The sequence below is a fragment of the Enterobacter cloacae complex sp. 370H10 genome (assembly GCF_050031535.1).
GTDB classification, from domain to species: domain Bacteria; phylum Pseudomonadota; class Gammaproteobacteria; order Enterobacterales; family Enterobacteriaceae; genus Enterobacter; species Enterobacter intestinihominis.
This window is the reverse complement of record NZ_JBLGWG010000001.1, coordinates 4,100,537-4,114,267: the sequence shown is the minus strand read 5'-3', so window position 1 is coordinate 4,114,267 and position 13,731 is coordinate 4,100,537. Positions and strand designations below refer to the sequence as shown.

13 protein-coding genes are annotated in these 13,731 nt (G+C 40.0%); 1 reads left to right on the top strand and 12 read right to left on the bottom strand.

Going from position 1 to position 13,731, the window contains the following annotated elements; all coding sequences use genetic code 11:
• Positions 1-63: 63 nt before the first annotated feature.
• The 12 genes from ACQG2Q_RS20180 to trhI all read right to left on the bottom strand — a co-directional run bounded on the left by ACQG2Q_RS20180 (position 64) and on the right by trhI (position 12,672).
• A complete protein-coding gene (locus ACQG2Q_RS20180) occupies positions 64-942 on the bottom strand; it encodes a hypothetical protein (RefSeq protein ID WP_000762003.1) in 879 nt (292 codons plus the stop codon).
• A gap of 78 nt (positions 943-1,020) precedes the next feature.
• Positions 1,021-1,542, bottom strand: a complete 522-nt coding sequence (locus ACQG2Q_RS20175) for a hypothetical protein (RefSeq protein WP_001011130.1) — start codon at positions 1,540-1,542, stop codon at positions 1,021-1,023.
• 269 nt (positions 1,543-1,811) lie between these two features.
• A complete protein-coding gene (locus tag ACQG2Q_RS20170) occupies positions 1,812-3,044 on the bottom strand; it encodes a DUF7146 domain-containing protein (RefSeq protein WP_000220379.1) in 1,233 nt (410 codons plus the stop codon).
• Positions 3,045-3,157: 113 nt separating this feature from the next.
• The gene (locus ACQG2Q_RS20165; protein WP_000192120.1) at positions 3,158-3,379 is read right to left on the bottom strand and encodes a hypothetical protein; all 222 of its coding nucleotides are present in this window, start codon (positions 3,377-3,379) and stop codon (positions 3,158-3,160) included.
• A gap of 72 nt (positions 3,380-3,451) precedes the next feature.
• Positions 3,452-5,458, bottom strand: coding sequence for a VWA domain-containing protein (locus ACQG2Q_RS20160; RefSeq protein WP_000762700.1), 2,007 nt, complete (start codon positions 5,456-5,458; stop codon positions 3,452-3,454).
• Between the two features lie 77 nt (positions 5,459-5,535).
• Complete coding sequence (locus ACQG2Q_RS20155) at positions 5,536-6,663, bottom strand: DUF3150 domain-containing protein (protein ID WP_000174396.1); 1,128 nt, start codon at positions 6,661-6,663, stop codon at positions 5,536-5,538.
• A 63-nt stretch (positions 6,664-6,726) separates the two neighbouring features.
• Positions 6,727-6,900, bottom strand: a complete 174-nt coding sequence (locus ACQG2Q_RS20150; protein WP_031942299.1) for a hypothetical protein — start codon at positions 6,898-6,900, stop codon at positions 6,727-6,729.
• 131 nt (positions 6,901-7,031) lie between these two features.
• Complete coding sequence (locus ACQG2Q_RS20145) at positions 7,032-8,090, bottom strand: ATP-binding protein (RefSeq protein ID WP_031942298.1); 1,059 nt, start codon at positions 8,088-8,090, stop codon at positions 7,032-7,034.
• A 57-nt stretch (positions 8,091-8,147) separates the two neighbouring features.
• Complete coding sequence (locus tag ACQG2Q_RS20140) at positions 8,148-9,125, bottom strand: hypothetical protein (protein WP_000810361.1); 978 nt, start codon at positions 9,123-9,125, stop codon at positions 8,148-8,150.
• A gap of 60 nt (positions 9,126-9,185) precedes the next feature.
• Positions 9,186-9,563: a hypothetical protein gene (locus ACQG2Q_RS20135; protein WP_000120822.1), complete on the bottom strand. Its 378-nt coding sequence runs from the start codon at positions 9,561-9,563 to the stop codon at positions 9,186-9,188.
• Between the two features lie 57 nt (positions 9,564-9,620).
• Positions 9,621-10,493 (bottom strand): hypothetical protein, encoded by an 873-nt coding sequence (locus tag ACQG2Q_RS20130; RefSeq protein WP_000041927.1) that lies wholly within the window; start codon positions 10,491-10,493, stop codon positions 9,621-9,623.
• 394 nt (positions 10,494-10,887) lie between these two features.
• Positions 10,888-12,672, bottom strand: a complete 1,785-nt coding sequence (gene trhI, locus ACQG2Q_RS20125) for an IncHI-type conjugal transfer helicase TrhI (RefSeq protein WP_000517885.1) — start codon at positions 12,670-12,672, stop codon at positions 10,888-10,890.
• 179 nt (positions 12,673-12,851) lie between these two features.
• On the opposite strand from trhI, the gene ACQG2Q_RS20120 reads away from it, so the two are divergent.
• On the top strand, positions 12,852-13,724 hold the full coding sequence (locus ACQG2Q_RS20120) for a hypothetical protein (RefSeq protein ID WP_000771834.1): 873 nt from the start codon (positions 12,852-12,854) through the stop codon (positions 13,722-13,724).
• The last annotated feature ends 7 nt before the right edge of the window (positions 13,725-13,731 follow it).

The following is a 13,731-nucleotide window of genomic DNA, read 5'->3' as shown; positions in this document are numbered from 1 at the left end:
CTCTCTCAATAAAAAAGGGATCACTCCCATATGGGGTGTGATCCCCACATGGGTATAATTTAATTAAAAATCTGTAAGACCTAAATCTTTATTTCTACCACAAACTGTAGAAGATATAAGACGTTTTACTCGCTTTCGAGCACTTCGGCCTGACGTATCTTTCAAGTACATCGGTAATGACAATGATGAGATTTGATTACTTCGCTTATGATGGCAGACTATATAGCCCTGCCTCCACCCCGAACGCACAAACTCACGGATGCGGTTAATATATGCCGAAGCTTGAGATTTTGTACTTATCGATTCAGAACACTTTAAGTTCTGTTCGATAGAGTAAAGCTCAGCCGCCATTAATTTCACCTCATACAGGTCATCCCCATAACTTATAGTTTTCAACAGCTCTTCCTTTTCCCGAATGAAAAATACTTGCTGCATTCCAAGGATCAGGTCATAGGCCTCTCGAAAGAGGTCGATAAGCTTATTACGAACATAAATCATAAACTCCTCAAAGTGCTGAAGCCAGAAATAAGCCGCATTACTTATTTGTGAATTGTGAGAACAAACAAGCCCTTTAGCAAGCTCGACCTCTTCCTCCCGAAAAGTAAAGTTACTTTTCTTAAACCGACTTTGTTCAAAAATGCTTTGATGCATTTCTATCCATACAGAAACAAAACCGAGGGATTCAAATTCTTCGTTTAACAAATGTAAACTTTCGAAGATTTTCTGAATTTCGATCCCGATGTCATATGACAGTGGACATTCTTTTATAGAATAAACATAACCGGGTAGGAAGTGAGATAAATGCTCAGTTCGCAAATATAAACTGAATTTAAGTTCTGTCAGTGGTTGTTTCAAAGATAATTTAGATGATTCGCTTATATTTACTGGTTCAACACCATTTCTAATCAAAATAGCTTTTACCAGGTCCGTAGCTAACTTCATACAGCCTCCAGTCGTTATTGAGGCCTCCCTGATGCAGGTTGGCCATCAGGGAAAATATGTAAATCAATTAGCAACCAATCAGACCGTTGCCATTACATTGTCAATGTATCTGACAAGGGATGGGCGGTCGTCCTGTAAGGCAAAACGGCGAAGGTCATCAAGATTATACGCAGGAAGATAATCAGCGTAACCTCGAATACGAAGGTCCTCAACCACAACTTTTATATACTCAAATCGTCCAAGATTTCCTTTTAATGGGGGTTTTCCTGGACTAGACAGCATATCGTCTGCTTGCTCCCATGTGATTTCTTTAGCTTCACCACTATGTAGATCAAGATGGACATATATGAATGACTTATAATCTCCACGGCAACGAAGATAATATTTCGGATAGAAATATTTGTCACAACGCAACAAACACGTTCCTGAAGGACGAACTACGTACAACAGGTTTCTGTCATTTTCTAATATGCCATGTTTCAAAATCGTTATATCTATCTCATTATCATGCAGCAAATAGCATGACGATGGTTCATTGACGATGCGCGATTTTATAACAGCAGCAAATTTATTAAAAACTTCGTTAGTTTGAAAATTCATTAAAATGCTCTCCGATGTAAAACGACGAGCATCACCATAACGGTAATACTCCCGTTATGGGTTTTAATAGTTTATGGAATAACCATGTCATACAACCGACCATAGCCAGTAGTACCGCACATTTATTTAACTGAGCAAGCATCTCAGCCGTGAAAAGACCTTAAAGGCAGGTAATTATCACGAAGGAAAGCGGTTATCTTATCAATACAATTTAAAAAATAATATTGATAAGATAACCCCCCCCGCAAAATGCGGGGGAGTTATCGTTGTTACAGCTGATTAAGACATTCAGGAGCCCAGTGAATCGGGAATCCATCCTGCCCTGTTAACTGGAGAACATCGTTCCAGTCGATACCCTTTTTCCCATCAGGAATATCTTGTGCTGGTTCGAAGACTTCAATTGTCAGCTTTGATGCGGGATATCGTTTAGCCAAAAACTCAACCATGCGGCTTTGAAGTCGCTGAGCAGCTTCGATACCGGCACGAGTGCCTTGTGAGTTAGCAATATCCTTATCCGCCCAGATATAAAAGTTTATATATTTTACATCCGGCGGAGGCAGTAAAAAATCAGGAACAGTAACGTTTTCAAGGCACCATGCGGAGCTGGCTGCCCAGCATGGTGTTGAAGTCGCTTCTACAACAGAAAGCGCATTCTCGATCCCTTCAGCCACTCCCAGTGTCCAGGTCGAACTACCTGAATCATAGTGAGGGTCAAACAACTGAATTGAGCCACCTGTCATATCGGCAGGAGGCTTCATCATCAGCTTTGGATTTTCTACAGGTGCCTTATCACCGTTTTTGTCTACGTATGTTCTATGGATAGTCAGAGGCCGACCTCGGGTGTCACGATAGATTGCAATCATTCCCGGATAGATAATCGATTTCTGCTTATCTTTATCCCAATAGTAGATCCGGTTATTAAAGCCTAAATCCTTTGGTAAGTGACTCAGTAAGCGGGAGATCCCACGATTACGGAGGTACAAAGCAACAGGAGTATTAGGCTTTATTTCACCGGTATAGTGATACATCACATCAAGTTTTCGCATTCGCTTTGCCACTTCCTCTCGGTCAAGAGTTTCTGTGGCACGAACTGCTGATTTATAGCGTCGTTCATTTTCAATGTCGGCGTCAGTTAACGGAGCATGCAGATCCATCCCGAAAAAATCTGAGAGAATCTTTTTGCAAGTCTGCGTTTTACTTAATTCATAATATTTCGCCAGAACATCAATTCCGTCGCAAAACTCATTTACCGGAAAGTCATTATGGATCGCACATCCGGTATAAAGGTCTTTTTGCCGGAAACGAAACTTCGATTTCCCTGCGCCAGTAAACGGGCAAGGAACCTGGCTCGGGGCTTTTGCACAAGCGTCTTTGAAAGCAGGTATTCTTTCGAATATATACTTCCAGCCAGACACTTCAGCAATTCGAGCATGAACGAGTTTAATAAAGTGTTCAGATACTTCCTGTGGTTTACGACGAAGAGCCGGGGATGCATAAGTCATGATGATCTCTCTTATCTGGCATTGTGAGTTTCTCAATGCCTTCTGCGGTGCAGAAGACAGGGAGAAACCCACAACGCAGAATTTAAGAAAGAGGGCCCGGGGGCCCTCAACATTTATGCTTCAGTCGTGAAGCCATTATTCTCAAGACGCTGTATGTAGTTATCTACAAGTAACGCAGCCTGCTGGCTATTACCCTCCGCTATAGTGACTTCGCGGAAGATTCTTTCCTGAGGGCTATCATTGCTTATAACTTCACCAACACGTCCGAAAATACGGACTTTATGCATCGCACCGACTTTTTCATGTTCTACACGGTAAGTTTTTATCTGAGTCATATTTTGCTCCTTATTCCTTCATGGAGCAAAAAGACCCACCGGGGCCTTTTTGCCCCGATTGGGTAGAGTTTATTAAGAAAGTATTTGATGAACTAGCTTACTGACTTCAATAGACAATAAAGAAGTATCATCAACTGTTACGAAAGTGTCCGTTTCAAAACCAATTATTTCATCAGTCTTAATACCAACACCAACGATTTCTATTCCATTACATTTAGCCTTTTCCATAACTTCGACGATAGTAAATTCCGATTTATTCGGATAACCATCAGTTATAAGAAAAATTATTTTCCTATCGAATTGGCTGTCAAGTAACAGATCAACAGCTGCCATTAAAGCAGATCCCGTAGGGGTATAATAACCCTTACATCCAAGAGTGAATTTCGATAGAGATTCCTCAACGCTTTGATCAAACGTTTTGATAATCTCAAATTCACTTTCCTTGAAGGGAAAAACTATATTGGAGACATGCATTTTTGACAAACTTTCAGCGGCCATCGATAAAGCAAGATCTGACTTAATGGCATGAATATATCTTTCATCATTAGCCATTGACGCTGAAATATCACGAACTAATACGAGGCCAACATGCCCTCTATTTTTAGATTCGCTTTGAGCTCTGAAGACATCACGAACTCCCATTTGTGACAGAATTAATCGATTTCCATCGAAGGTAATTCCACGCTCATGAGTTTTGTTTCGGCCACGCATTTTAACCTGCTGTAAAACAGACAAGTCGCTACCGATTGAATGACTCAGAGACAAAGCCTCATTGTAAACATTCAAATCGATAAGGAGATCAGGGATATCCCATTCAGAAGCACCGAATTCGGCTTTCACGTCATCGGATACTTTTGATGCAATACCTTCAATCTCTTTAGCCAAAGCATCGTGATAATCTTCGCTATCCTCATCACTGCTAAGAAAGGCATCCAACAAATCTGCCAGTATCTCCCATTGAGCCGATGAAAAGTTACTTTCATCTTCAACGTTAGTCGAACTGGCTTCATCTGATTCACTCTCGGAAGGGTTAATCGCATCAGTATCGTCTTCAATAATGTTATCACCCGTGGGATTGCCACCGGTGGGTTCATTATTTCCCTCGTTATCTTCAGCAAGTTCTGAAGGCTCAGAACATCCCTCTTGAGCAAGATCAGCGTTATCGGAAGTATCTGCCTGACCTTCACTATCGTCCTCAGAATCATCCTCACGACTATCAGTCGACGTAAGCGATTTATCTTCTGATTCGGTATCGGTATCGGTCTCGGATTCATCATATGCCTCCTGCTCCTCCTGCTCTGTCTGCTGCTGTTGTTCCTTTGCCTCATCCCGCAGTCTCTCTAAAAGAGCCAGGGTCTTACGAGCAAGGGATTCACAGCCCTGAGTATTTTCACAACCAAGAGCATCATGAAAAATTTCCTCAACATCAGAAATTACTGGAGAAAGTATCTTTTGGGCATAGTCAAAAAACGGATCGAGGGTTTCTTTGTGACCTACCTGCTGAAGGACTTTTACTCGCAATGAGTTAAGCAGATACCACTCAATAAATAGGACAGGATTTTCCGGACGAGAAGATATATCAGGAGTCATCCTTCCGGCTTTAACCATCAGTGCGTAAGTGGCTGCAAGCCGCCGCTTTGCATCCGGATAATCGTTACCAACCTTCTCTTCCATCTGTACATCATCGAACAGATTTATAAGCCCGGTAAGACGTTTTGCCCTGCTATAAGCTTTACGTTTCTCAGCGAGGCTCTCAAACTCTGCATTCATTCCGTCATCGAAGCGTGTAAACCCTTCAGATGACATGAGAACACTATTAAAGGCGTCACTGTAAACCTCACTGACGGTATAGCGACCATGACCAGCTTCATGACAGGTAAAACCTTCAATCAGACTGACAAAGTCATCATCGCTATAATCGCCGTTTGGTAAAACACAAACTTTATTGACAGGATCAAAATACGGTCCTTTGGTATTGTCGTCTATTACAACTCTTACATCGCCTAAGCCGCTAATGACTTTTGCTATATTCTGTAAACGCTTAATATGGCGCGGCGATGATTTAAGATCTAATTTCATAGAATACCTCTTTATAAAAAAGGGGTACTCACCCAGATGGTGAAGTACCCATCTGGGGTTTTTAATAAAGCAAACAGTTACCAGCCTTTGAGCTCGATATCAAAACCATTTTCAGCATTGTCTTCCTGTTGCGAAACTGATTTCTCAGGTTCAGCTACAGAATCAGTGTTTGAAAACGTGCTGTTTTTTATATCGTTCTCTACGACAGGTTCAACCTGAAACACATTTGTTGAATCTAAAATAGCTTCAATACCTGTGTTCTGTAGCGCGTTCGGTTCTGTTTGTGAGCTTTGATTAAATGATCTGGTAATAGATTCCAACCAGTCAGTAACCTTTTGCTCTCCTGAAATAATACGCTTTAACATTGAAGCATCACTCATGAAATAAAACCACTGCTGTAACACCGCAACGTCGCGAGGTTCAGAAATGGCACCTTTAGGTAAATTATTCATTATGTGTTTTATAGCTTCTGCAAGTACTGCCGCCTCTTTATGTATAAACATGAAGCTAATGATCTTATTTTGCATTTGCTTCAGTCGGTCAATAGTACTTGAGCGCAAATTATTATTTTTACTAATTTTTTCATAAACCCTCATTGCTTCTTCTGCCAGATCTGTTATCAATTGTTCCTGATAGTAGTCCTGGGTTTCATCACCTTCAACGCTAATAGGCGTAAAAGGAATAAAGTGAGCAATATTAAATCTAAAGGATTTTATGAAATCATCTTTAGTTAATTTCAACTGATCAATCAAAGAAGACATTCTTGGGCTTCTATTTTTTTCAGCCTCAATATGCATCTCATAATTGTCTACAACGTTTTGAATACCTGCCTGAAACTCTCGTTCAATCTCTTGGGCCCCTTCCAGAAACTCTTCCATACTGGAAACTGGTAAAATCCACATATTGCTATAGCGGATGCACAAGCGTGAGCAAAGGGTTGATATTCTGCTGGTAATCGTACTTTTGAAGCTAAGGGCTTTTATGTCAATCCAACGTACTTCGCTTTTAGATACGCTTTTTTGATCCGTAATATCATCTCCATCATAAGACAAATCGATTTTATCGGTTCGACGCGATCCTTGACAGCCACTTATTTCAATTTTTGTTATAACTGCACCTTCCAGTAAATCTGGATATGATTTTGCAAAATTCTCAGAGATTTGTTTTGCAGATACTTTGTTAAGCATTGAAGTATTTAAAGTCATGGGTTTCTCCAAAAAAAAGGGGAAACCCTCCCCAACGGGAAAGATTTCCCGATAGGGTTGATATTAAAGCTTCTCTGGCGCAATTAAAAGAATACCGGGAAACTCAGCGGCAACATCATCATTGCCCATTGCTCCCTGATACATATAACCTTTTAATTCCATTTCTTTAATTATACCTTCCATATTTATTTTACCATCATGATAAAACAATAAAGAATAGTCGTTATTCAGTTGCATAAGTCCAGTAAAATTAGTTCCGTTTTTTGCTATAGCAATGGTAGCAGCACCATCCGTACTTAAAAACGCACTAAATTCAAGATGGGATAACTCTGAGATACAAATATCAGAGGTTTCATAACAAATCCCATCTAACTCGACTTTTTTGCTGTGAAATACTCCAGCGATTTATCCTTGTCTTCGCCAAGAGAAAGATCTATAGCTTGAAGAACAAGATCGACCACATGTAAAGGTAAAGCAGAAGCAAAAGCTATTTTGAAAGTGTCAAGAAGACTAAAGGTTTTTAACGTCATCGACGTGCCAACCCAAGCTACTAATTGACGAATATCCATCACACTGTCTTCTGTACCAGAGTCATTTACTGCAATCGCTACTCTTACGAACTTCTCAATGACCTGAAAAGGCAAAGAGCTATATCGTTTAGTAAGCACATTGGTTAAAGCAACTTTGTCGGGCTTCACCATTTCAACTATCAAGAACCGCTTTATAAAAGCTGCATCTTGACGTTGAGAAGAAACGAACCGGCGAGCGCCTCCACTCATGTTTGTGTTTGCAGTACCAATAAATCGCGTGTAGCCATTAGCAGTTATAACCTCACCACCATTAGCACTGAGTGACCAGGGCTTACGTTCAATGGGCATGTGAAGTTTTGCTGCCGTATCAGGATCGATTTTGTCCACTTCATCCAGAAGAATGAGGTGACCATTACGAAATCCCGTTACCAAATCGCTGTGTACAAAACCTGTATTACCACCATTAAGACTGCGCTCACCTTCAAGCTCATCAACTCGAATATTGCTGTTGATCTGCTTAATTGTCAGCGGCCAATTCATCATGTGGCTAATGTACATTACCATTTCAGTCTTGCCAGAACCGGACTCACCTTTAAGACACACACTTAAATCTATATCCGGACTGATAAGCAGTTTAACCACTTGTTCAAGTATTCGGGGATTTGGTATGTAGTCTTTGTTCAGCGGAGCTCGATACGAGGTTTTAGTTTTGAAAACAGGCACAGCCATCTTTGGATCCATTTCTGGAATACCAAAAAGGTCCTTTGCTAGAACTAAAAGATACTCACCTTTATCCACATAATGTTTTAACTTTATAACATCCGGGGAAAGAAGAGCTTCTAATTTTTCATAAGCATCAGAAGATGTTTCATTTAACTTCATAGCGGCATTAGACATTTTTAACTCCGGTAAAATGCAAACACCGCCCTCTGGCAGATGTTTGCCAGTGGCATTTTATTTGAGATTCATTTGGCAAATAGTTGCCATCAGTTTCCTGATTTGAGGCACATTATAACCAAGATGATTTCCCACTATTTCAAAAGCTTCAGACATGATCCATTCAAAATGATTTTCGAATATTGGATTTATTTCTAACTTGCCAAAAGCGTTTCGTTTAGTTAACAGATCACATGAAACAAGCTCGTCAAACAACTCTAATGTGGATTTAAAAGCTTTTATGTAAACATCCATAATTTCCCTGTCAGTCCATTTAACAGCCAGTTTTTTTTCTGACATTAAATAATCCTGATCAAAGAAGATGTCCCAGCCCATATCGTCATTGCAATCATGCAAAATGATTTCATCATCATTCCTGCATTCAGCTAATTTCGTGTTTTCACTAATCGAACGATGCGAATGATAATAGAGCCATGATTTTAATTCCGCTCTAAATTCACATGCATCAAGTCCATGAGATAAACAAGTGTATTCAAATGATTTTGACATATACCACCGTGTTTCAGCTTCTAAAAGTGGATTCACTGTGATATTACCATTGTCATCTTTGAAGAATAACTTTCTCCTCAACACTAGTTCTTTAATGATTTCCAAAGACTCTTCCATAGCGGATAGAAAAACAACATACACATCCTCAGGGGTCCATTCTATTACCAGACCACCCAAATCTGGGTTATATTCTTCAACCGAATATAGATAATCTGTTTCTGCTGCAAAATTAATTGTATGCAAAATCTGATTTTTAAGTAATTTGGATTTTTCATAAAGGTGATTTTCACGCCTTTCAGAATCATAATTTATCTCAGAAATGTTACTTTCATCTGATTTAAAGTTTAATCCGGACGTGTATGCATCATTTAAATGCTCTTTGGGTGAATCAACTATTTGCGTTATTTCATCTTCATCTATATCGAATATAGAAAAAAAACTAAGTTGATTACTACTTATTGCAGTAGCCCTAAATTTTTGTTTCATGGGGACTCCAAAAGGAGAAATCCCATGAAGGGATTTCTCCCCTTTAGGGTGGGTTTAATGTCAGATCTGATTAAAGCTACTTTGTCCAAAACCTTTTAGAGGTTTAGGTATGTGAGCCAACTTACTTGTTGCTACCACTCTCATGTAGTCAAGAGGATGTTCTCTCCCTTCAATCATAATAGTATCGACAACAATATAACCGGAGACCATCAACTCATCACCCTGATTTATACCAGTGAAACAGGTTGAATACATTTCAGGCGACACCTTGATTTGAACTGAAAATTCTCTCTCAGTGATTTCACCATCAACTTCTGTCTTCATCCTATTTTTGAGCTTTATTAACAAACCTATACTCTGGTCAGTCATTTTTTTCTCCACAGCACTGATAACTATCCCGGACACTTTTACTTCATTGATATATTCAAGATATGACATTTTCCGCTCCTCGATTTGTTCAAAGAGAAGCCCCGTTAGGGTTCCCCCTTAACAGGATTAAATAAATTTATTAGTTACATACATGAACGTGCAGACTACCAAACAGGCAATTCCGGCAATATGTAACCAATTTCTTGTTGGTTTAGTTGGTGCAATCGCTAAAGAGTTCTCCAACTTCTCTGTTACAAGACGTCGATTCTCTGCTTTAGCCGCATCATCTAAATATTGAGTTTCACGCTTAGCGAGAGTCTCAATTTTCGATTTTATTGCATGGTCCCATCCTTTAGTTTCAAAAACGCTTAACTCACTAAAGGTGTGCGTCATGAGATCTTCTGGGAAACCCAGTTTTTTCATTAACGGACGAATGGTATCATACATTTTTTCTACATTTTCGTAGTGGGCCTTTACTGCGACATCAAAACGCTTACGTAAAGTTAATTTTTCACGTTTGCAAATGATGTCCGAAACCCAATTTATTAACTGCTCATTTTTGAGTTCACTGGCTTTTTCAAGTGAGTAATCCAGATTATCCACGTCAAGAAATGAATTTAATCCGTATTTTTCAAACTCCTCAACAAGATATTTATCCAGTTCAGTTAAGCTTTTAAAAAGTGGTACATCTGGGGAAGCTTTAAGAAGCTTATAAGCTCCTTCGAAATCAATTTTCTTGACCACGAGCTCCACAACATCCACATGATAATAGCTTGAATAAGCAGAAAGCTTTTCGGCCAACAAAGACACAGGCTTAAGAGACTTAAGTTCAATGATATTTGGGCCGTCCTCATTCAAAATAACAATCAGTTCATTATCACGTTCTGTATATTTCATCAGAACTTCTAAGAGCTGTTTGTTTAGCGCCTTATCCATCTCTGGAATAATTTCACTAAAGGTTTGATGAAGGGCTTTACTGCGAGCTTTATTTTTAGACATTTGGGGTCACCTATATATAGTAAGAAGGAAGAAACAAATTTTTGTTTCAACACGAAGGCAAAGCCTGTCATTCATCTCCCGTAAGCTATGAACCGCCTGATTTATACTATCTGGCATTAGAAGTACGCAACAAAAATAGCCCCAGGAGGAGCTAAATTAGTTACGGTTTGGTAAATTCAGATTGCCTTTTGCAGGCATGGGAAGTGCACCAGCGACAAAGGTGACATTTTGCCGGTGGTGTCTTACAGCTTGTTTAAGCTGGCCGCTTTTCACGGCTAAATCAACGCTTAACGCGAAAGTAACTTTAAGCAAAGTTACTCAAATTTGGGAGCTGATATTTAAGCTCATTGTTTTTATACTATAGCTTTAAGCATAAGTAAATGCCCATATCGAATTATTCTGTATAAAGTGGAGAAATTCGAATATTAGCTGCTTCTTTTATCTTTTCTTCACTGCATTCTCTTAAAAAGAAAGAAGGATCACCATACCACATTACAAAAAGTTGCTTTTCTGCACGCGTAAATCCAACATAAAGCAAACGTCTTTCTTCTTCTATTGCCTCCTCCCCAACTGATCTTTTACTTGGTATCTGATCCGCATTACAACTCATTATTATTACTTTATTCCACTCAAGACCCTTTGAACCATGCAAGGTTGATAGGACTACTTTCTCTGGGCTGTATTCCTCGTCCTTCTTCCTAGGGCCTAATGACATTGCAGCAGCACGATTTATCATATTCATCCAACCAGTCTTTTCTGCCCACTGTTTACAAGTGTCTAAAGCAATTTTTGTTAAGGTTGCTGTACCTTTATTACTCCTCATCTTGATTGACGACGATTCCATCCATTTCGTAAGGTTGGCGAAACGTTTTGCTATCTCAACTTTATCAGAACTTTCCTGGGTAAAGCGCACGAAGTTTGAATGTAATGTTTTTGTTTCGAGAGAACTGTCCTCCGGGATGGCAAGGTCGCCAAAAGTAACTTTTCTTCCTCTCATACTCAATGCCACTTCATCCAAAACTGATTCCTGTTCTCCAAACAATGCCAATACTCTCTTCATTAAGCGAGGATCATTTGATTGTCGGAAAAAGGCCATAAGGCTTAACACATCGCTTGTTTCTTTTTCATCCCAGAATGATTTACCTCCGTAACGAATTACTGGCTGTTCGATCAAACTTTCTAGCTCATCCAAGTGAGCATTATTGCGGCTTAGAATTGCCCATCCATGTGGATCCTGATTTATAAGGCTTAAAATACCCTGTATCTGTTCCTCCATATCTACATATGAACGAAAAGTGACCTTTCCCCCTCCCTTTTTTGCCGAGCGTAACTCTTTGGCATAACGGTAAACATTCTTTCCTATCAGTGCTCCGGCCACCTCTAAAATTTCAGGTTCACACCTAAAGCATGTGTTTAAGTAAAATATGTTAGGTCTGAAGTGTTTTTCAAACTGTTGAAATATTTTGACTCCTCCTGAGGATCTGAAGGAGTAGATGGCCTGATCATCGTCTCCAACTATACTCGTATAGACTCCAGCTCTTGTATGCAATGCTATCCATGAGAATTGTATAGAGTCAGTATCCTGAACTTCGTCTACTATCAAATGTGTCAAATCTAACGTGCGCATTTTTCCCGAATGCATTTGACCGACAACAAATTTTGAAAGAGCATTGAGGTCCGCCACATGGTCTTTCTGGCATAACGCCTGATAGGTATTAAACAAATGGATCTGTTGTCTGTTATGCCGAACTGAAATCACATCCGTATCCATTTCTCTGCCGATAGCATCAATAACGAATTCAGCTTCAGCAAACTTCATCGTTACACCGGATTCTTTCAAAGCCCGGTGAATGACAGATCTCTGTGCTGGCCCTATCAACATCTTTCCCGGCCAGCGAATCATGTCCAGTTGCTTCTTAACGAGTCCGTGAAAAGTATCCACCAGCACCCGGTCAAGATCCTTCTTGCTCAATCGCTTTTGTAACTTTGCTGCAAGTGCGTTTGTTGCAGCGCGAGTAAAGGTCACCATCCCGATTCTTGCATATGGATACTTTTTGAGAATCGATATAACCGCTTCTATCATGGTGAACGATTTGCCTGATCCAGGCGCTGCTATCACCATATTGTTTGCGCTAGCATTCTCGATAACAGGTCTTTGCTCTTCTGTTGGCTTACCCATTTCAACCTCATTACTTCGTTTTAATAATTATACATTTTTATAAAAGCGCTTTTCTTGTGTACTGCTGGTTCTACTGGAAATCACTTTTTTTCCTTTTTTATGCAATCAGGTTGTTTGTGAAACGCGTGACTATGGAATAATGGTTCCATCTCCAAAAGACATTACAAAAAGGGCTTTAAATGAAACTTTTACGTTTAGTATCTCTGGTCTCTTCTGTCGTCATTGGTTTTTCCCTATCGGGTTGTGCCGGTGACACCGGCACTACGCCAGGCACCGCTCTGAATGCGTACAGTCACGGCCAGTACTGGCATGCTAATGCAAATGATTCTGTCGCCAAGAATGCCTATTCGTTTGCTGGTTTCGACGTTAATTTTAAGGAGCAAGAGGTTACTCCTGGAGGGGATGCCGACAACTTTCTTTCTAAGTATCTCATCAATAGTTCGATGGGCTACGTAACAGGCGGTCTAAAAGGTTTTGGGATCATGAGCCTCAGCTCTTTGTACAGTTCTTCTGACGCCGAATACATCCAGGTCAATCAATACCTAGTGTTCGTCCCCAATCCAAAAAAATTGCCTTACAATGATGAAAGTTTGGTACGTGAGGGAGCTAAGTATGTTTTTGAGCATACAAAAGCAACTCAGGCCTCATTTGGATACAACCCTGAAAAACAGAAAGCAGCTCTGGCCACATGTAAAATTGATATGGCAGTCGTCAATAAATGGAGTACCTGTGATCTGCCCTCTAAGCCTGATGCTGATGTTTTCCCTACAGATTCAATGTACAGCTTTCAGGCGATTCGCCCCGCAACAGGAACCGAAATTCCTGAGCTAAACCTTCCCGCTGGTGATTACGCTGTAATTCGTTATGTGTTCATCCCATTTAAAGGAAACGAAACAAGCGCTGATTTTTCGGGTATCATTTTCCGTTCTGATAGCCCAAATACAACAACTCCAGGGGGTGTTGCAGCCTCCATCAACGGAAAAGATTATTACCTCTTTACCGGTGAATACGGTAAAAAAGGCTTCCCAGAAAAAACATTGAAAGCCAAGTAATTAAAAA